17 protein-coding genes and 1 pseudogene are annotated in these 18,751 nt (G+C 50.7%); 8 read left to right on the top strand and 10 right to left on the bottom strand.

Annotation, left to right across the window (positions count from 1 at the left end):
* Positions 1–54: 54 nt before the first annotated feature.
* A complete protein-coding gene (locus NWAT_RS02965; RefSeq protein WP_013219667.1) occupies positions 55–1,293 on the top strand; it encodes a ribonucleotide-diphosphate reductase subunit beta in 1,239 nt (412 codons plus the stop codon).
* Between the two features lie 153 nt (positions 1,294–1,446).
* Positions 1,447–2,004, top strand: a pseudogene (locus tag NWAT_RS15930) (MT-A70 family methyltransferase).
* A gap of 90 nt (positions 2,005–2,094) precedes the next feature.
* On the opposite strand, the gene NWAT_RS02955 reads toward NWAT_RS15930, so the two are convergent.
* The gene (locus NWAT_RS02955; protein WP_013219666.1) at positions 2,095–2,451 is read right to left on the bottom strand and encodes an exosortase system-associated protein, TIGR04073 family; all 357 of its coding nucleotides are present in this window, start codon (positions 2,449–2,451) and stop codon (positions 2,095–2,097) included.
* 116 nt (positions 2,452–2,567) lie between these two features.
* Here NWAT_RS02955 and NWAT_RS02950 point away from each other — a divergent pair, with 116 nt between their 5' ends.
* The 4 genes from NWAT_RS02950 (at position 2,568) to NWAT_RS02935 (ending at position 7,420) form a co-directional block, all read left to right on the top strand.
* Positions 2,568–4,439, top strand: coding sequence for a lytic transglycosylase domain-containing protein (locus NWAT_RS02950; RefSeq protein ID WP_013219665.1), 1,872 nt, complete (start codon positions 2,568–2,570; stop codon positions 4,437–4,439).
* 140 nt (positions 4,440–4,579) lie between these two features.
* Complete coding sequence (locus NWAT_RS02945; RefSeq protein WP_013219664.1) at positions 4,580–4,963, top strand: hypothetical protein; 384 nt, start codon at positions 4,580–4,582, stop codon at positions 4,961–4,963.
* A 162-nt stretch (positions 4,964–5,125) separates the two neighbouring features.
* On the top strand, positions 5,126–5,938 hold the full coding sequence (locus tag NWAT_RS02940) for an OmpA family protein (RefSeq protein ID WP_232420188.1): 813 nt from the start codon (positions 5,126–5,128) through the stop codon (positions 5,936–5,938).
* Positions 5,939–6,076: 138 nt separating this feature from the next.
* Entirely contained in the window at positions 6,077–7,420 is a 1,344-nt protein-coding gene (locus tag NWAT_RS02935; protein ID WP_013219662.1) for an MATE family efflux transporter, read from the top strand.
* Between the two features lie 8 nt (positions 7,421–7,428).
* Here the strand turns inward: NWAT_RS02935 and NWAT_RS02930 are convergent, their stop codons facing one another.
* A complete protein-coding gene (locus NWAT_RS02930; RefSeq protein WP_232420187.1) occupies positions 7,429–7,905 on the bottom strand; it encodes a YqaA family protein in 477 nt (158 codons plus the stop codon).
* Between the two features lie 431 nt (positions 7,906–8,336).
* On the opposite strand from NWAT_RS02930, the gene NWAT_RS15560 reads away from it, so the two are divergent.
* Positions 8,337–8,750, top strand: coding sequence for a winged helix-turn-helix domain-containing protein (locus NWAT_RS15560; protein WP_269724271.1), 414 nt, complete (start codon positions 8,337–8,339; stop codon positions 8,748–8,750).
* A gap of 91 nt (positions 8,751–8,841) precedes the next feature.
* On the opposite strand, the gene NWAT_RS02920 is transcribed toward NWAT_RS15560, so the two are convergent.
* From NWAT_RS02920 to speE, 6 genes are all read right to left on the bottom strand, one after another.
* Positions 8,842–9,561: a hypothetical protein gene (locus NWAT_RS02920; RefSeq protein WP_013219660.1), complete on the bottom strand. Its 720-nt coding sequence runs from the start codon at positions 9,559–9,561 to the stop codon at positions 8,842–8,844.
* 653 nt (positions 9,562–10,214) lie between these two features.
* Positions 10,215–11,423, bottom strand: coding sequence for an O-antigen ligase family protein (locus tag NWAT_RS02915; protein ID WP_013219659.1), 1,209 nt, complete (start codon positions 11,421–11,423; stop codon positions 10,215–10,217).
* Complete coding sequence (locus NWAT_RS02910; protein WP_232420186.1) at positions 11,407–12,411, bottom strand: glycosyltransferase family 9 protein; 1,005 nt, start codon at positions 12,409–12,411, stop codon at positions 11,407–11,409. Before NWAT_RS02910 ends, NWAT_RS02915 begins: the two co-directional genes overlap by 17 nt.
* Before the next feature lie 73 nt (positions 12,412–12,484).
* A complete protein-coding gene (locus NWAT_RS02905) occupies positions 12,485–13,609 on the bottom strand; it encodes a glycosyltransferase family 4 protein (RefSeq protein ID WP_013219657.1) in 1,125 nt (374 codons plus the stop codon).
* The gene (locus tag NWAT_RS02900; protein ID WP_013219656.1) at positions 13,591–14,520 is read right to left on the bottom strand and encodes a mitochondrial fission ELM1 family protein; all 930 of its coding nucleotides are present in this window, start codon (positions 14,518–14,520) and stop codon (positions 13,591–13,593) included. The genes NWAT_RS02905 and NWAT_RS02900 overlap by 19 nt, the downstream gene beginning before the upstream one ends.
* A 92-nt stretch (positions 14,521–14,612) precedes the next feature.
* The gene (speE, locus tag NWAT_RS02895) at positions 14,613–15,467 is read right to left on the bottom strand and encodes a polyamine aminopropyltransferase (protein ID WP_013219655.1); all 855 of its coding nucleotides are present in this window, start codon (positions 15,465–15,467) and stop codon (positions 14,613–14,615) included.
* Between the two features lie 209 nt (positions 15,468–15,676).
* Here speE and speA point away from each other — a divergent pair, with 209 nt between their 5' ends.
* Complete coding sequence (speA, locus tag NWAT_RS02890; RefSeq protein ID WP_013219654.1) at positions 15,677–17,566, top strand: biosynthetic arginine decarboxylase; 1,890 nt, start codon at positions 15,677–15,679, stop codon at positions 17,564–17,566.
* Between the two features lie 20 nt (positions 17,567–17,586).
* On the opposite strand, the gene NWAT_RS02885 is transcribed toward speA, so the two are convergent.
* Positions 17,587–17,940 carry a DUF2782 domain-containing protein gene (locus NWAT_RS02885; protein ID WP_013219653.1) on the bottom strand — a complete coding sequence of 118 codons (354 nt, stop codon included), beginning with the start codon at positions 17,938–17,940 and terminating at the stop codon, positions 17,587–17,589.
* Positions 17,941–17,963: 23 nt separating this feature from the next.
* Positions 17,964–18,689 (bottom strand): LOG family protein, encoded by a 726-nt coding sequence (locus NWAT_RS02880; RefSeq protein ID WP_013219652.1) that lies wholly within the window; start codon positions 18,687–18,689, stop codon positions 17,964–17,966.
* Positions 18,690–18,751 lie beyond the last annotated feature (62 nt).

Below are 18,751 nucleotides of genomic sequence, written 5' to 3'. Positions count from 1 at the left end.
CACAGGTAAATCGAGCCTAGTCAAAAAATTTAATTAATAATGAGGAGCTTAAAGATGCTGAATTGGGATAATCCACTTGCAGGCGTTGATAGTGAAAAAACCAAACCTCAGAAATTGCCTCCCATCGGCGCGTACGACAATGGGAGTGGGGAGGAGATGTCAGGCAACTTAAAGGAAACATTGCTGGCGGAAAAGCCAACGCCCCATACAGCTTCAACTGCTGGGAGTAATAATGGCACTGGCGTTTTAGGGGTTGAAGACATTGAAATGGGCGCGGCCCGGATTCAGGTGGATGATAAGCGGATCATCAACTGTCGGGCCGATTTGAACCAATTAGTACCCTTTAAATATCATTGGGCCTGGGAGAAGTATCTCAGTGGCTGCGCTAATCACTGGATGCCGCAAGAAATTAACATGAACGCGGATATTGCCCTATGGAAAAGCGCCGATGGTCTGACCGAGGATGAACGCACTATTATCAAGCGCAATCTCGGCTTTTTCGTCACCGCTGACTCCCTGGTAGCTAACAATTTGGTGTTGGCCGTCTACCGGCATATTACTAACCCCGAATGCCGCCAATACTTGCTCCGTCAGGCTTTCGAGGAAGCGGTGCATACCCATGCTTACCAGTACTGCGTAGAGTCCCTAGGGCTGGATGAAGGCGAAATTTTTAATATGTACCGGGAAGTACCAGCCGTCGCCCGCAAGGCCGAATGGGCCCTGCCTTTCACCCAACACCTGGCTGATCCCCAATTTCATACTGGCACTGCGGAAAACGATCAAAAACTGCTGCGGGAACTCATCGCCTTTTACGTCATCTTCGAGGGTATCTTTTTTTACGTAGGTTTTGTCCAGATTCTTTCCATGGGTCGCCGCAACAAGATGACCGGCACGGCTGAGCAGTTCCAGTACATCATGCGCGATGAGTCCATGCACATGAACTTTGGTATTGATGTTATCAATCAAATTAAGCTTGAAAACCCCCACCTATGGTCAGACTCATTCAAGCAAGAAACCCTCCGGATGATCCAAGAAGCTGTGAGTCTAGAAACCCAATACGCCCATGACACCATGCCCCGGGGCGTGCTCGGGCTCAACGCGCCCATGTTTGAAGAATATCTTAAGTTCATTGCCAACCGCCGCTGCGCCCAAATCGGGCTGCCGGAACAGTATCCTGGCGCCAGCAACCCCTTCCCCTGGATGTCCGAAGTTCTAGATCTGAAAAAAGAAAAGAATTTCTTTGAAACCCGGGTCACAGAATACCAAACTGGAGGCGCTTTGAGCTGGGATTAAATGAATCATCAATCAACCATAGCGGGCACTCAGCCCGCTATCTCATTTACAACTCCTGGGGGCCAAATGACTTCTGGTCTAGTTGCGCCAAAAAAAATATAGGGTCATCTACGCCGATCCGCCTTGGACATTTAAAACCTATTCAAAAAAGGCATTGGCCGCAGCCCGGAAGCCCACTATAATTGTATGTCCATCGCAGAAATCTGCCGTATTCCGGTACGGGAATGGACTACTCATGATGCCCTCCTCTTCCTCTGGGTAACTGATCCCCTTCTTCCCCGGGCCATGGAAGTCATTGAGGCTTAGGGATTTACCTACAAAACAGTAGGATTTTATTGGATAAAACCCAACAAATCAGCCCAAGCCGACCACTTATCTGAAAAGGATTTTTTTACGGGTCTAGGCTTCTGGACTCGGGCTAACCCGGAAATATGCTTACTGGCGACAAGGGGCCATCCCCAAAGAAAATCCTCTAACGTACGCCGGCTGATCATGGCTTCGCGGCGGGAACATAGCCGCAAACCGGATCAAGCCTATGATCGCATTGAGCAATTAGTGGACGGTCCTTACCTGGAAATGTTCGCACGCCATATTCGATCCGGCTGGGATGGGTGGGGAAATCAAACCGCGCTGTTTAGCGAAGGGCCGGTTGAAACCCGCCGACTACCCTCTGATCTTCGCCGCTATCCCTTACAGGAAGCAGAACAGTAAAGAACCAGGCTAGCCGCCTAACCTCTACCTCCAATACCTGCCTGCTCCTCTCACCATGAATAGCCGCCCCCTAGTTGAACCCAATAAATACTACGGGCTCGTTCCGTAAGTGGTATCCCGATAAAAATCCTCAAAGACATAAGTAGGGTGAACAATTTTAGCAGTCGGCACGAAAAAAGTCGCCAATTCACCCACGCCCACGAGCGTACGGCCAAGGGTTTGGCCAATTCCTTTAAGCAATCCCCAACTTACCCCAATGCCTACATTACTATCCTTGCTGGTATTGATTATATTTTTAGGAATTTCCACCCAGCCAGTGGCCACATTGGCTAAGCCACGTCCCAATTTCTCACCCACTTCCGAGCCATAGCTTTCTCCCGCTAGGGCTGATGAGGTAAAACCCAATAATAAGGCCAATAAAGCCATGGTCCCTATTGATCTAATCATATTATTATCCACTATCTTTACCTCTTCCTTGTAAAACCTTAACCATAGTTGACACTATTAAAATTCGCTAGAGAGGTTGATAATATACGCAAAAAAATAGAGCTAACAGCAGGCAAATGAAAAAATGGTTTCTCTATAACAGTATTGCATTGGTACTACTCGGGCTGTCCATGGGAAGTCATGGCCATGAAATCCAAGTGCCCATACAACTCAATAATGAGCTGCTTCGTCATATTCTTATTAGGGAAGTTTACGCCGGTCCCCATCACACGGCCCAGGTCTGGAATGATAATAGCGGCTGCAATTCCTTAGTGCTTTCCAATCCCCGGGTTGGTAATGCTGGCCAGCAACTTCGCATTCTCAGCGACGGCATAGCCAAGCTCGGAACGCCTATTGGTAACAGCTGTATTCCACTCCTAGATTGGAAAGGAACGATTGAAGTATTCCAAAAGCCCATGCTTGGACCTGAGCTGACTACCCTCTATTTCCAAACTGTACAATCCAATATTTATAATGCCGAAGGGCATAAGGAAACTGCCACGGGCCAGCTTTGGGATAGGATCAAAGAATATGTACACCCCCGACTCTCGCAGGTACGGATTGACCTCCAGCCCCAATTAGCGGAACTACGAAATCTACTGCCCTTGGTGTTATCGCCCCAGGACCGCTCGCGGATTCAAACCGCCATTGATTCCCTAACACTAACCGAAGCACAAACAACCCCGGACGGGATTAAGGTCACCTTACGTTTTACCCTTCCGGATCTCAACCCCCCCTCTCCCTCTCCGGAGCCGGCCCTCTCGCCCGAGGAAATGCAGCGCTGGGAGGCAGCGTGGCAGCAAGGGGATGCATTTCTGACTTTTATTATCAAGCAGGCAGCGGCTGAAAATGAGCTAGAAGAATTGCGCCCGCTTTTGCTGGAAATTCTTTTAGACGCCCGTCACGATATAGACAAAGCCCTCACTACTTCAACCCCTAGAACGGCCGATCCCATCCGCGCACTATTTCTAAGGACCTGGGAGCGCCTAGCGCCGGTATTGCGCCGTTTAAGCCTCAGCATGCCCCATGAAACGGCCCTGCACTACCTAAGCTTTATTGCCGCCAGCGATGTCCTAAAAACCATTGACCGGCTTGGTCCGGCGTCTGGCCTCGATATCTCCACCGATGGGATACGCCGGCTAGCCCGGATTATTGCCCCCCAAGCGGGACTCCATCCTTTGCTTTACAACTTTAAGGTCGATCCTGAGCTGCGTCGCTTATTAGGATTTAGCCCCGCTCCATCCTCCTCCCAGAAAAACTCACAACTCAACCTGAGCAAGGGGTTATGGCGAAATGCCTGGGCTGCTGCTGATAACGTTGATCAGCCCCTAGCTTCACGGCTCAACCAGTGGGCTCCCGCGGCGAAAGACATGGGAGCCTACTTACCAATGGTCCACCGACTCCTGGATCAAACCGTCAGCCATTTACTCCTAACCCATCCCTTAGAAGACCAATACCACTCACTGTATCGCTGGCTCCTGCTAGCCACCGCCTGGCAAGAAAGTTGCTGGCGTCAATTCATCAAAAAGGGAGACAAGCTCCAACCATTCCGCTCTGGTGGAGGCTCGGTAGGTCTGATGCAGATCAACCAAAATGTTTGGCGGGGTTTTTACGATGTGCACGACTTGAACTGGGATATTGCCTACAATGCGCAAGCAGGAGGAGAAATCTTAATGCGCTACCTAGTGGACTACGCCATCAAAAAGGGCGAGCATAAAAAAACAGGCGGTCTCGATAATCTGGCTCGCGCCACCTACGCCGCTTATAATGGTGGACCAGGACACTTAAGCCGTTACCGTAAGGGGGATACGCCAAAGTCCTTACATAAAGTGGATGTTTCCTTTTGGGATAAATATCGAGCCATCAAACAGGGTAATGAATTGGCTGTCGCGCAGTGCTTTGGAATAGATGCCTCCTCCTTATCGCTTCCGCCAGGAAATAGAAAATAGGGAGATAAGGCCTTCCCTCAAAATAAAAGCAGACCGCTATTCAGCAAGCCCATAAAAAAGGAATAAAAGGCGCGTTCTCCCTCCAATGGATATGAATATAAAAAGCGCCCGCGTCTGCGTTACTTAAAAACGGAGAAATCGTGGATATTCTTATTGGAGTTCTTATTGGTGGTCTGATTGCAAGCATTGCACCGCTCACCACCATTATCGCTGATCATCTACGATGGCGGCGTGAAACCAAGTTAATGCACTTAAAAACCGAGCGGGATAAACTCGAGCAACGCTTCAGGGAAACCCTGGAGCAACTATCAAAATCAATGGCACGGAATAGTTATCCCGCTGAAATGACATCGGACATCATGATTATGCTGCCAAAGGAAATTTCCGATCCCTACCTAGCCTTTTTAGAAGAAAAGGATAAATCAACCCCCCAATGCCGCCAAGCTTACCTCATTATAGCTACCGCCATGAAAGAGTATTTAGGCAGGTTCGAGCAACAAATAGAAGCCCTAATAGCGGACTAATATTGATAGGCTTTTCCAATATATTTTTTATCCTTCATTAAGCAAAAACTAGTTTTTATTAAAATAAATAGTATCTATCCACTATTTAAACTAGACTATGACTTAGAAAATGGGTTAAAACTTATGACTTTTAGAGATAAAGTCCAAGTTAGGGAGGAAAATATGAACAAAAAAATCATGGCAATAATGGCGATATTTACGCCCCTATTGCTGACTGCTTATACATCCGCGCTGGCGGACGATCATCCCCTGTATGCCCCCTATAAGGGCTGGCCGCCATGCGCTGTTATGACGGGGGAGGGAGAAACGGATCGTCTCGGTCGGTCAGTCACGGGAGTGATTTGCCGCTCGACTCTCTTTGTTCCCGATAGCGATAAAGACGGGGTTTCGGACGATAAAGATCAATGCCCCGATACGCCCCCAGGCGTTGAAGTGGACGAAGTCGGCTGCCCTCTGGACAGCGACAACGATGGCGTACCAGATTACCTTGACCAATGCCCTGACACACCCCCAGGCGTGGCGGTCAACAACGAAGGCTGTCCCGTAGATAGCGATGGCGACGGCGTGCCCGATGATCTAGATGAGTGCCCGGATACGGCGCATGGCGTTAGCGTGGACGAAGTTGGTTGTCCCAAGCCTGTTGTCCTCCAGAGCGGTGTTCATTTCGGGTTTGATTCCGCCAAACTGTCTCCCAACGCCCATACTATCCTGGATAAGGTCGCGGAAAAAATGCGCGCTCATCCTAATCTAAAGGTTACCATCACCGGCTATACGGATAGCATCGGCAATGCAGACTACAACATGCGCCTTTCCAAGCTGCGCGCCGAAGCGGCCATGGACTACTTGTCTTCCGAGGGTATCGATCCGTCGCGGATGGAAGCGGTAGGCCGCGGGGAAGAACGCCCGGTTGCCTCCAATTCCACCAAGGAAGGCCGGGCCAAAAATCGCCGGGTTGAACTTCAAACCCATGAGTGAGATTAAATCACCGTAGCGTTCGATGAGGGCCTAACGGCCCTCATCCTTTTCCAAGGCACCTTATAAAAGCCAGGTTAACGTTATTTCCCTTTACCAATATCCACTCTCCCTAACTAACTACGATCAGCAACACTGGCGATGGCAAAGTACGAGAGCCAGGCGCCGCAGGCGCCTCTTCCTCCTATTGGCCTGAAGCCGCTGCTGGCACTTGCTATTCCCAGCGCTGTTTTCACTTTGCTTACTAACGGTTTTCGGATCGTTGATCAATATTTTATTCAAGATGTGTCCGTCGAAGCGCAAGCTGCCATCGGCTCGTCCGCCTTCGTGGTTATTTTTACCTATGCCTCTTTTGAACTGCTCGCAGCAGGGGCAAGTCCCCTTATCGCCCGAGCAACCGGCGCCCATGATCCGGTAGCCCGCCGGGCATTGCTTGGCGAAGCCCTCTTTGGCGCCCTCCTCCTGACTGTGCTGTTAATGATTCTGGGAAGCCTGGGAGCACCGCTGATGACCCATACCTTGGGCCTTGAAGGCCAGGCAGCCATTGAGTGCAATCGTTATTTGCGCACCCTTTTCCTAACCGTACTGCCCTTGGTGCTGACACCCCTCATCGATCAGGCATTTATCAGCATGGGCTCGGCCCGGCCGCCGTTAATCCTCCATGCTCTTTCCCTGGGTCTAAATATTATTTTGACCCCGTTCCTCATCCATACCGCGGGACTTGGCGTTGTAGGAGCCGCTTTGGCCTCTAATCTTGCCCGCGGTATCAGCGCTGGCCTGGGACTCCTGTTACTCAAAAGGATAACAGGATTAACCCTTGAAGACTTCAAACCTCGCGGACAACTGCGCCGGATTCTGCGGATTGGCGCCCCCATGGCTTTAGGAACGGCCTTTTTCGCCTTGGTCTATTGGGGACTGCTGAAAACCTCCGTCTCGCCCCTAGGGACTCATGTCAACGCAGCTCTAGGAATTGGCTTTTCCGCCCTTGAAGGGTGCACCTGGCCGCTCTTCCACGGTCTCTCTCTTGGTGCCGCTTCTCTTGCTGGCCGCTATCTAGGAGCCCAGCGACCCGATCTGGCCCGCCAAACTTTTTACATGGCCCTACCCTTCGCTACCCTACTGGGCCTTGCGGCGTCCCTGACGTTTTTCTTTGCCGGCGAAGCGCTCACCGGTCTTTTTACCGATGACCGGGCTGTCCATCAGGCAGCAACGGAATATGCGGTAATTCTTGCCGCCTCTCAGCTTTTTCTCGCTTGGGAAGCCTTGAGTACTGGCATTCTGGCCGGCGCCGGCGATACCCGAACGGTGTTCTGGTACAGTACTCCCTTCAACCTCATCCGCATTCCCCTCGCCTGGTTATTGGCCTTCCCCTTGGGTTTTGGCGCCCCTGGGATTTGGTGGGCAATTAATCTCACCACCTATGCCAAAGCAATTTGCAAAGGATGGGCGGTATGGCGAGGACACTGGTCCACCATCGAGCCTTGAGCTCATTTTCAACCCATTACATTCCATAATGCCGCGTAACGGGCACCTTTACCCACGGCCATAAAAACTAGCCCCAACAACACATTTAAACGCAACCAGCCAGCAACAAAGCACAAGGGATCGCCAATAATCGGCATCCAAGCCCCAAGCAAACCAACAGCACCATATCGACGCAGCCACCGATAAGCTCGCCGGTGGGAAGGCCGCGCCAGCACCCGCAGGGGATAACGCCGCGCCACTAGCCATCCCATCCCCAGGGTCACCATGCCCCCCAAGGTATTGCCAAGGGTCGCAATCCCAATCAGCATCGAAGGAGAATAAATCTCCTGGGACACCAATAGAGCAAACACCACTTCCGAGCCTCCTGGCAGCAACGTTGCCGCCAGAAAACTACTACCAAAGAGGGTCCAAAGATCTGAATTAGCTGGAAAACCCAATATTAAGTCCTCGCTACCGCAACTCAACCTTACAATCGGAAGGGCCACCAAATCACATCTGATGCAACGAATCAACGAAAAGAAAGCACTAGAATTCAGGTAATACTTGATGAAAGCAATTTAGCTATTAACCCGGTCACGAAATAGAACTGTTATAATTTGTGCATGGAAGGTATTGATGCACGTAGGCTGGCGTTATCGGCGGTAGAGGAAAAGCGGCGTCAAGCGGTTAAGCTTCGAGGCGGTCGCAGATCGGAGAGATTGTCGGCGTACATGCTGATACGGTTGGTCGTTGGCTGAAGGCCTATGAAACACGGGGGAGCAGAGTCGCTGAAGCTGAAGGTGCGCGGTCGCTGTGAAGGCAGTGGGCACAGACTGGAGCCAGATCAGGAGCGCGAGATCCAAAAGCTGCTCCTGGACAAGACGCCGGATGAGCTGAAGATGCCCTATGCGCTCTGGACCAGAGAGTCGGTGGGGAGTTGGTCAAAGAGAAAGTGGGAATGGTGTTACCCATTCGAACCGTGGGGCCTTACCTCAAGCGGTGGGGGGGGGGGGGAACGCCGCAGAAGCCGGTGAAACGGGCCTACGAACAACAACCGGCACGCGTGCAGAAATGGCTGGATGAAGAATACCCTGCCATTCAGATGAAAGCGAAGGAGGAGGCGGCAGAGATGTACTGGGGAGATGAAACCGGATTGCGCAATGACTGCCAGCGCGAAAGGGGTTACGCGCCGAGAGGCAAGCCACCAGAGGCGTTTCGCATGAAGGGCAGGTGCATCCACATCCACTTCCCCTGGGAACGCTTGCTACATCTACAAGCTCACCGGATGCTTTATGCAAACCGAATGGAATTAGAGACTCAATGCCGATTATTCACTCTCCGTGAAACATAACGCCTCACATCACCGGCAGTAAAAAGCGATGCTCGTTCCTCGCTCTGCTTTTTACTGTCCGAGTGCATGTGTTTGTTAGGTGACAAATGTTTCATCTAATCTGATATACAGTGACAGGCTCATCCGAATCAAAGTTAATCAATGTTGTTCCATCTATTAGCAGCCCATCAGAGATCCCAAGCCAGAGAGATGTGTGGATTTCATCAATAGAGTCCACTTCATACATACTGCCATCCAACATAATAAGGATTGTTCCGTTACCTTTCACTTCGGAGATATGTACTTCTTTCGCTGGCTCTCCTTTTCCTTCTGGAGCCTTAAGCAAATCGCACTTATATGACTTTTTGCTAGCAATCCAAATACGGCAGCGATGTCCATTCCCATATAAAACAGCATTTTTTCGATAACCTAGATAGCCAAAGTAGCTGGAAACTTCAAGAATAGCCCCGTTCTCAAACTTTATAATGTCTCCTGAATCAGAATCAATTTTAGTCTGATAAGCAACTGTGCCATCGGACATCGAGGCTCTTTGTTTTTCCCTTGCGCTTTTTAAAGCCTCTATTTCCGATGAAGTCATTTCTACGCATTTGCCGCTTTGCTTTTTATATCCATCATTGCAGTACCAGTTGTTTCCTAATACATGAGCATTCTTTGGTATATCCAATTTTATACAGTCATCTGTTTGTTTTTTGTAACCATCATTGCAATACCAGTTATTGCCTAGAATGTGTGAATTTTCTGGAGCCGAGTATACACTCGCAGGAATAACAAACAGCAAGAAGGTAAAGACTAATTTCGTGGAATTACGCATGTTTCCCCTTGTCACCTAATCGGGGAGTTGACGGGCGGGTTCTCCTGCATACATAGGCGCACGGCGTCTGATTATGCAGGGGGTTCTGCCAGTCGAACGGTTGTTCGCGCCGCGCAGCGGCGCGAACAACTTATTCTCAGGCATATACACCCTGATAAGTTGATATTAGCTAGTAAATTAGGCATTTTTGCCATGATAACTTTATTTTTAGGCAAATTTGCTTTGATAGCTTGATATCAACTTAAAATTCAGGCGAGTTTGCCTGCAGCATTATCTACCGGAATATCAAAAATGGTGCGCTAGTTTCCATTAATTTCGCCTCCTTGCCAGCAAACTTTAATCACCTAAAGCAGGAAGTCTATAAGAGAAAATTGAGAACGATACGGCTCGCGAATTTCTCAACCTAGGGCAATGGCGGTGGCACACGTTCAACGCGGAGGCTGGGTAGGTGGGAGGGCGGTTGCGATTCCTAAAAGCGGCGATTAAAACGGTAGCTCAATTTATTGAGGCATGCTTGCAAAAATAAAAAATCGTTGCTCTTGTCACCAAAACTTGATGGCGACGGCTTGCGCATTAATACAAAGCGCAGGTCGTTATAGAGAAAGGGCTGGGAATTCGTGAAAAGCTTTTTTATAATCGGAAAATGCTAGCGGTTATTGCTTCCCCAGCGTAAACAATGCCCTTTGTATTTTTTCATGGCAGTCCGTTAACGCGGCAAAAAACACCATCAGGTACACGCCGACCAAACTGGAAGCATAGGATGGCCCTAGCTGGGCAGCGGTAAGAATAGCCGCGCTAGCAGAGAGCAACAACCCGATCTGTCGTCGATGCTCAGCGGCTGATTTTCGCCAATCCCGCCACCCTCTGAATAGCATAAATAAGAGCCATCCCGTCATGGCGGTCAAGCCAAGCAGTCCCGTTTCATACCAAACATCGATAAACAAATTATGAAAATGGCGGACTTGTCCCTGCTCGCCCATAGTCAATGCCTCTTCAGCATAACGAGCATTGCCCATTCCTGTCCCGGTTATCACTGACTCAGGCGGGTAAACAAAAGCCTGACGCCAAAGCACGGTCCGCCCACTACTGATTCGGTCCACAATTTCAGTCCATGTTTCTTTATCTTTTTCCGGAGACTCCACATGGAGCACGGTCATCATACCTATGAGCGCAACGGCTGCTAACATTGCTGGTAATAACAAATTCCTCAGGCGCCATCCCATCACGAGTGCTCCATAGCACACGAGCGCAACCGCCAGCGCTAATAATGCTGCCCTGCCCTCGGACAACACGGTATAAAATAATACCCCTGACAACAAGGCAGCGCCTAGCAAAGCGCGGTATTTTCTAGACTCCGCCTGCAACAGCCCATGGAGAAGAAAGGGCAGCAAAAACGGGAGATCGTCTTCCTTAAGTTGCTGGGCAGGATCGAATTCTACGCTGCTCCACAACACATAGGCTAAATGCAAGTAAAGCACTACCAATAACCCCACCCCCGCCAGAGCAAAAGCTCGGCAAAGACGCTCAAAGTTCTCTTGCGCTTGCTGCAAAGCCACTAAAGTGAATACGAAACTCATGGAATAGACCAGAAATTTAAGCCATTTGTGCCATGCTCTTCCCACATCCTCAGCCCCCGGAATACTCATGAGGAAGGCTAACAGCAAGCCAACAAATAACCCTAATACGGGGCGCTCTATACTTTTTTGCTGGCCATATAAACTAAGCGTTCCCCATAAAAAATAAAGCACGATCAAAATGCTAAATACTGCTCTCCCTAATACCTGAGCAACAGGCAAAACGGCAGGCAATAACCATCCCCAAGAAAAAAAAGCGCGCTGTAACCGTCTATGCAAAACCACCATGGATTACTCCGCTGTTACGCAATTCAGCCACCACATAGGCAGGGGTCATAGCTTCCATACCGATACCTCCTGGCGGAGGGACAAGACAGTGGATATAGCGGGAATGATGCAAGGGAGGCGAAGCCCCAAACAGTCCCCAAGCGGGGGTCTCCACGGCTGCCGCCATATTTAAGACCCCGGTATCATTACCCACATACAGGGTACACATTGCTAGTAAAGCGGCTGTTTCCTCCAAAGGTAGATTAAGCGCCTCTCCCATAGGGATTCCCCATTGGCCCACTTGGGCACTAATGCGCTGCCCCATCGCTTGCTCCGCTGTGCCGCCTATTACCAGAATAGAACCTCCGCTCTCGCTAAGATGCCGGGCCAACTGAATAAAATTCGCTTCGCCCCATTGTTTATAAGGCTCGCTGCTGCCAATACCCAGCGCAATCCATGGCTGTGGAAGCTTTTGGTAGCGACCAGCCACTATCCGTTGCGCCAAGGGATCAATCACCAAGCGGGGTTCTTCTTCTATGGGGGGAATATGAGTGAGCTTCAGCAAGCGAGCCGCTAATTCTAGAGGATGACCGTGGGTTTGGGTCGGCGGCAAGCTGGCTAAATGATTGAAAAAATATCTTTGCAGCCCGCGTCCATAGCCAATCCGTTCAGGGATTCCAGCCAGCCAACAAGTAAGAGCATAACGCGAGCTTCCATGTAATACCCATACTTGACGGAAAGACTGCCGCCGCAAAAGCTTCACCAAACGTCCTAGACCTAGCAAGCCATCATGCTGGCCGGGATTACGTTCTAGCCAGAGCACCTGCTGAATAGAGGGGTCTGCCTTAAGTAAGCGATCTGCTTGACTGCGGGGCTTAGTTAACACGGTCACGCAGCCCTCCGGTGATGCCGCGGCAATAGCATGGAGGATGGGCAAATGCCAGATCATATCGCCAATCCCAGGCAACGGTTGGATGACTAAAACACCCTTCCGGGACGGGGATCGCATGGGCATTACCATCCTGCGGCATCAAGCAGCTGCTGGCATCCCCTAGGGCAGCCCTTAGCCCAAGCGCAAAAGGCTAGAGGGTAGACCCGTATAGCGTACGATAACATTGTAGAGTTTGCGCTAACATACGCTGCAAAGTGTAGCACTGCTGCCTTGGGACCTTTGGCGGCACCTTTATAAACTGGGCAATCCGCTCAGATAAGCTGTTTAGGTTGGCTACAGGAACGCGTCCCTCCGGAAACAACTGCCCTAGCACCTCCCCCACGCCCCCATGATCGTAGCCAATGACGGGTACTCCCAGACTCAGGGCTTCCAGTACGGTACGGCCAAAGGATTCGGGTTTTTTGGAAAGCGAAAGCACCAGATCCGAGATGGCATAGATTTCCCGTAAATCACCGCGGTGGCCCGTAAAAGTCACCGCTCCTTGGAGCCCTTTGTGGTCAATCTGCTGCCTTATTTCATCCGCATAACGCCGCCGCCGAGGGTCCTCGCCCCCGACAATTAAACCATGGACGGGACATCCCCTCTCCCGCAGCCGTCCAATAAGTTCAATAAAATCCTGGTGCCCCTTAAGGCGGGTCAAACGGCCTGGCAAGATGAGAATCTTTTTTCCCTGGAGCTGAGGATAGGCCCTCTCCCAGCGGGCAAGCCATTCCCTGCTTGGTTGATACCCATAGGGATACAGTTCAGGATCAACCCCCCAAGGGATTACCATAAGCTGCTCCAGCCTGACTTCAGGATAATTTTCCAGCACATACTGACGCGCGCTTTCGGATACGGTAATGACTTTTTCTCCCCGAGTCATGATACGGCTGTACCGATTCACTGAATAGAGGCCATGCACGGTAGTCACAAAGCGCGGCCGGATTGACTCAGGCATCTTCCGCCAGGCTAACCAAGCTATCCAAGCAGGCACCCGGGAATGAGCGTGGAGGATATCTACTTGCTGTTCGGAAAGAAAACGCCGCAACCGAAGGACTAAGCCTAAAGTCCAAGGAGATTTAGCACCGATAGGCCAAGTGTAATGCTCGCTCCCCCCGCGTTTGAGTGCTGCGGCCAGATACCCGCCTGCCGAGATGATGAGGGAACGATGCCCTTGCTGAACCAGCTCCGCGCCGAGCTCCAAAACACCCTGTTCCACGCCCCCTGACTCTAAGGCAGGCAAAACCTGTAATACAGTTAGGGGCTGCTGAGCCATCGTTCCACGAGGAGCCGGGCACAGCGATCAGCCTCATTAAATTGTTGCCGGGGTGGCACTAATTTTTGACCTTGGCGCCAAGCGGTAAAAGTCGTCACGACTCCCTTCTCAGCAAGGCTGTCCAGGCCCCGTACTACCCGGCCCCAAGTCTTGCAAGGCACGTTAAGAACGCCTACTGCCGCTCCACAAGTAAGCGCCTCATAAACCATGGAAACACTGTCCTCCGACACCCATACTCGCCCCGCAAGGGCCAATTGTTCCGTGATCCAACCAGGTGGAGTTGTTTCCCCGGCAAATACTTGCAAGTTCGAAAATCGCAAATTTCGGAGTGCCGCGAGCATGGAGGTAGGCGTCCGCCGTGAGGTGCTCAGCACCCACTGATACGTCTTCTTCTCTTGTTTCAACAGACTTTGTACCTGCCATAAAATACTTTGAGGGTCCCAATTATAATGGCGCGAGGGCCCCCCTAGAAGGATTAATCCTCGGCCCGGATCATGAATACCTCCTGAGGCTATCCTGTTAAGCACTCCCCGGGTAAGCACCACATTGGCTTCGGCTTCTATCCCGTCATGTTCGGGAATTAAACATAGGTCATACCAGGAAGAGGGCACGCTAGGGCGCATTAACACCACCGTCCGCCCGCCACGAGCACGGCGCGCCGCAAGCAGCGGTAGATGGGTTCCATGACCCGCGCCAATGATAAGATGCGGATTAGGGAGATCCTTGGCGGGCGGGAAAACTTTCAAGGCCCACCATCCAATGGTTACCAACCCAGAAGATACCGGTATCCCATGGGCTTGCACGGGTACATAGCGAGCCAGTGCGCCCAACAACCCTAAACTTTGATTTTCATGTCCAGGTTTACCGTCGGTCAGATACCAGGTAATAAAAGGCTCCGCCGTGTTCCGCATACTTATCAAGCGCCACCCTCTTTTAAGGGCAACTTATTATTAGCTTTCTTAGAGACATTCCCCCAACGGGATTGAGGACTTATCCCCATCCTCTATGAGGACTCTTCCGTCTGCCGTAGAAATTCTGGAATAGCCAGGGAAGCCCGGTGGATATCCACATTATAATAGCGGGTTGGAAAATTTTTAGCCGCGGCATCTTGCTCTCGGAAGCAGGGCAAGGCATGCCCCGCCAAAGTCGCACTCCACCAACCAGAAGGGTAAACGCACTGAGGGTAAGTCAAAGTCCGCACCTGGGAAAAGCCCCCCTTCTTCATTTCCGCCCGCATCTTTTTGAGGAGATCCAAATGGATCAGGGGAGATTCGCTTTGATGCACGAGAATCCCCTTGTCCCCCAATAACCGTTGGCAATCAGCATAAAACGAAGCCTGAAAAAGACCCTCCGCGGGGCCGATCGGATCGGTACTATCAATGATCATAACATCGACGCTGTTGGCGGGCGCTTGGGCCACAAAGCGCAGTCCATCACCGAAGTGGAAATGGGCCCGGGGATCATTATTACTCTGGCACAGTTCTGGAAAATATTTTTCCGCCAACCGGGTAACCTGCTCATCAATCTCTACTTGCTGGACTTGTTTGACGCCCTCATGCTTAAGCACCTCTCGCAAAGTCCCGCAATCCCCTCCCCCGATGATCAGTACCCGCCGGGGATGAGGGTGGGTAAACAACACCGGGTGAGCCATCATCTCATGGTAGAAAAAATTATCCCGTTCAGAAAGCATAATGAAACCATCAATGACCATCAGTCGACCGAAAGCTTCGGTCTGATAAATCTCAATATGCTGATAGGGAGTGGTCTGCGCATGGAGTTTTTCCTTGATGGCAAGCGAAAAAGCGAGGCCGCCTTCCTTACAAATCTCAGTGAACCACCTCTTCGGATCTAACTGCATACTGCCTCCCCAACCGACGCCCTCAATATATTTTAACTGCTTGATAAAAGGTAAAATCAAGGGATAATAGCCGCCTCATGTTACCCTGACAAGTGCCCGTTCATCAGCAAATAAACGGGCTGAGCGTGGACTGGAGCACTGCGGAAGGCAGGCGCCTGGCAGAAAAACAAGCCATTATTTTCTATCCTCTAACATTAAAGAAGGCTCCGATGCCAGCAAACTGGAATATCCAACATTCGCAAGAACTCTACAATATCACCCAATGGAGCGAAGGTTATTTCGATATTAACGCCCAAGGCCATCTCGTGGTTCGCCCTGATGGCCCCAACAGCCAAACCACCATCGATCTCTACCAAGTAAGCCAGGCACTCTTGGAAGCAGGACTTTCTTTACCCGTATTAGTACGTTTTTCGGGAATTCTCCACCATCGCGCCCAAAGCCTGCGGGCCGCTTTTACCGAAGCCATGACCGCTACCCATTATCAAGGGTCCTTTAGTGCCGTCTATCCCATCAAGGTGAACCAGCAGCGGCAGGTCATTCAGGAAATCCTGGCAGCGGATTCTGACCGCCTAGGGTTAGAAGCGGGAAGTAAGCCCGAATTATTGGCGGTCATGGCTTTATCCCGGCCTGGCGCCCTGGTTATTTGTAACGGCTACAAAGACCGTGAATATATCCGTCTGGCTTTGATGGGACGACAATTAGGATTACGGATTTATCTGGTGGTGGAAAAACCCTCTGAGCTAGAACATATTATCCGCCAAGCCCAGGCTCTAAAGGTAGAGCCGCTACTGGGGGTACGAGTCCGTCTTGCTTCTATTGGAAAAGGCAAATGGCAAAACACGGGGGGTGAGAAGGGTAAATTTGGCCTGTCTGCCGAACAAGTCCTCATGATGATCCAGCGGCTTCGCCAAATCGGCATGATCCATTGCCTTACCCTGCTGCATTTTCATATGGGCTCGCAACTTCCCAATATCGCCGACATCCAGCGGGGCATCCGGGAAGCGGGGCGCTATTACGCCACCCTGCGGGAACTGGGTGTTCCTTTGCGCAGTGTCGATGTGGGCGGGGGACTTGGCGTAGACTATGATGGCACCCACACCCGCGGTCTTTGCTCCACCAATTATACCCTCCCAGAATATGCCCATAAAATCGTTCATGGATTGTGGGAGACTTGCGAAACTCACCAGCTACCCCACCCCGAGATTATTACCGAGGCAGGACGGGCTATGGTGGCTCACCATGCCATTCTTATCAGCAATATCATTGACATCCAACCAGCTCCTGGCAAGGAAGAACCTCCCGCCCCCGCTGTCGACGATCCGTCTATCACGCAAGGATTATGGCAAAGCTACCAGAAGCTTACCCGACGCTCGGCTATCGAAGCCTATCATGATGCCAGCCAGGGTATCGCTGACGCCCTGGATATGTTCAATCATGGGATTCTGGGCTTGCAACAACGAGCCCAAGCGGAGCAGCTTTATTTTGCCCTTTGCCGCCGGATTCGCTCGTTCCTCAGCCCCCAGGTTCGCGCCCACCGGGAAATTTTGGACGAACTAGAGGGAAAGCTAACGGCAAAGGCTTTCTGCAATTTTTCCCTATTTCGCTCCCTGCCTGACTCCTGGGCTATTAATCAGATCTTTCCCATCATGCCCCTGCACCGTCTGGAACAACCACCGACCGAGCGGGTGTGGATAGAAGACTTGACCTGTGACTCCGATGGACGCATCGATCTTTACGTCGATGGGGAAGGCATTGAAACCAGCTTGCCTTTACATCCTCTCATTCCCGGTGAATCCTATTTATTAGGTTTCTTTCTGGTAGGCGCCTATCAGGAAATTCTCGGTGATATTCATAACCTATTCGGCGCCACCGATTCAGTCCATGTGGAGGCCGATGGGCAAGGAGGATTCCGCCTGCGCCATGCCCTCAAAGGAGACACAGTGGAATCGGTCCTCCAGCAAGTGCGCTTTGATGCCGCCGAAATAAAGGAACATTTACAGGCTAAACTCAGCCACGCGGCCCTTGATAAGCAGCAACGCTGCCTCTATCTTCAGGAGTTAGAAGCAGGGTTGAAAGGATACACTTACCTGGAAGACTAGCTTATGAATACAAGCGCGTGCTACCAGCGAAAAATAACCCAGCTAGGAATCAGCATATCTGAATTAACCGGCCCTTCAAAACGACTCTCAAAGTCACCATCACCATCCGCATCCACAAGAAAATAGGACGGGCCAATACTAGGCGTTACCTTAATTTGATAAAGCTTTCCATTGAGGCGATATTCTTCAATCATATTCTCCCCCTTTTGAATAATTTTGATTTCAGGCTCCATGGTGTCAGCTTGCCCGGGCAAGGAAGGAAGATCGGGTAGGGGAACAAGATCTTCCGGCTCTTCCGAAAAAGCCGGTGCAGACACCAGCAAGAACCATAAAAAATTTAGATATATTAGCACCCTAGGATAAAGTATAAACATGGGCTGTTCCCTGGAAAAGTTGCTTACAGGTTGAGCAGTCGCTCCCGCTCTTCCGCCGAAGGTTCAAAACCACGGCTTTCGTAAAAACTAAAAATAGCATCCACGACCTCCTGAGGCTTGTCCAGGACTTTAAACAAATCTAGATCATGGTGGTCTATCATTCCTTCCTCTACCAAGTATTCCTTAAACCAATCGATCAACCCCGCCCAAAAGGAGGAATGCACCAAAATAATTGGAATCCGCCGCGATTTACCAGTTTGCACTAAAGTTAGAATTTCCGCCAACTCATCCAGCGTCCCAAACCCGCCGGGTAACACCACATAAGCAGAGGCATATTTGACAAACATCACTTTACGGGAGAAAAAATGGCGGAAATTAACAGCAATATCCTGGTATTCATTAGCGCTCTGCTCATGGGGCAAGCTAATATTGAGTCCTACACTGGGGGAGACACCTGTAAAAGCCCCCTTATTAGCAGCTTCCATAAGGCCAGGACCACCGCCACTGACAATGCTAAATCCGGCATCGGACAGAACCCGGGCAATCTCCTCAGTAAGTTGGTAGTAGGGATGTTCAGGTACCATACGGGCCGAGCCAAAGATACTGACCGAAGGGCGAATAGTGGCTAAACGTTCAAATCCCTCCACAAATTCCGCCATGATTTGGAAAACTTTCCATGACTCCCGGGTAAGCAAAGAATCATTGATAGCCCTTCGCTCCGTAAAGAAGTGCTTATTTCGTTTGCCCATAATAGGTCCTGGTGGTACTAATGTTTATCATCGCATTTCCTGCTTAGGTGAGATACCTTACG

Origin of the sequence: Nitrosococcus watsonii C-113 (genome assembly GCF_000143085.1) — a bacterium.
Lineage (GTDB): Bacteria > Pseudomonadota > Gammaproteobacteria > Nitrosococcales > Nitrosococcaceae > Nitrosococcus > Nitrosococcus watsonii.
The sequence above is the reverse complement of the archived record's forward strand: the minus strand, read 5'-3'. Positions and strand labels throughout refer to the sequence as shown.

Bases quoted from the DNA above. Each gene is read 5' to 3' on its own strand.
- NWAT_RS02965 (WP_013219667.1), top strand. From the start codon at position 55: ATGCTGAATTGGGATAATCCACTTGCAGGCGTTGATAGTGAAAAAACC.
- NWAT_RS02955 (WP_013219666.1), bottom strand. From the start codon at position 2,451: ATGATTAGATCAATAGGGACCATGGCTTTATTGGCCTTATTATTGGGT.
- NWAT_RS02950 (WP_013219665.1), top strand. From the start codon at position 2,568: ATGAAAAAATGGTTTCTCTATAACAGTATTGCATTGGTACTACTCGGG.
- NWAT_RS02940 (WP_232420188.1), top strand. From the start codon at position 5,126: ATGAACAAAAAAATCATGGCAATAATGGCGATATTTACGCCCCTATTG.
- NWAT_RS02935 (WP_013219662.1), top strand. From the start codon at position 6,077: ATGGCAAAGTACGAGAGCCAGGCGCCGCAGGCGCCTCTTCCTCCTATT.
- NWAT_RS02920 (WP_013219660.1), bottom strand. From the start codon at position 9,561: ATGCGTAATTCCACGAAATTAGTCTTTACCTTCTTGCTGTTTGTTATT.
- NWAT_RS02915 (WP_013219659.1), bottom strand. From the start codon at position 11,423: ATGGTGGTTTTGCATAGACGGTTACAGCGCGCTTTTTTTTCTTGGGGA.
- NWAT_RS02910 (WP_232420186.1), bottom strand. From the start codon at position 12,411: ATGCGATCCCCGTCCCGGAAGGGTGTTTTAGTCATCCAACCGTTGCCT.
- NWAT_RS02905 (WP_013219657.1), bottom strand. From the start codon at position 13,609: ATGGCTCAGCAGCCCCTAACTGTATTACAGGTTTTGCCTGCCTTAGAG.
- NWAT_RS02900 (WP_013219656.1), bottom strand. From the start codon at position 14,520: ATGCGGAACACGGCGGAGCCTTTTATTACCTGGTATCTGACCGACGGT.
- speE (WP_013219655.1), bottom strand. From the start codon at position 15,467: ATGCAGTTAGATCCGAAGAGGTGGTTCACTGAGATTTGTAAGGAAGGC.
- speA (WP_013219654.1), top strand. From the start codon at position 15,677: ATGCCAGCAAACTGGAATATCCAACATTCGCAAGAACTCTACAATATC.
- NWAT_RS02885 (WP_013219653.1), bottom strand. From the start codon at position 17,940: ATGTTTATACTTTATCCTAGGGTGCTAATATATCTAAATTTTTTATGG.
- NWAT_RS02880 (WP_013219652.1), bottom strand. From the start codon at position 18,689: ATGGGCAAACGAAATAAGCACTTCTTTACGGAGCGAAGGGCTATCAAT.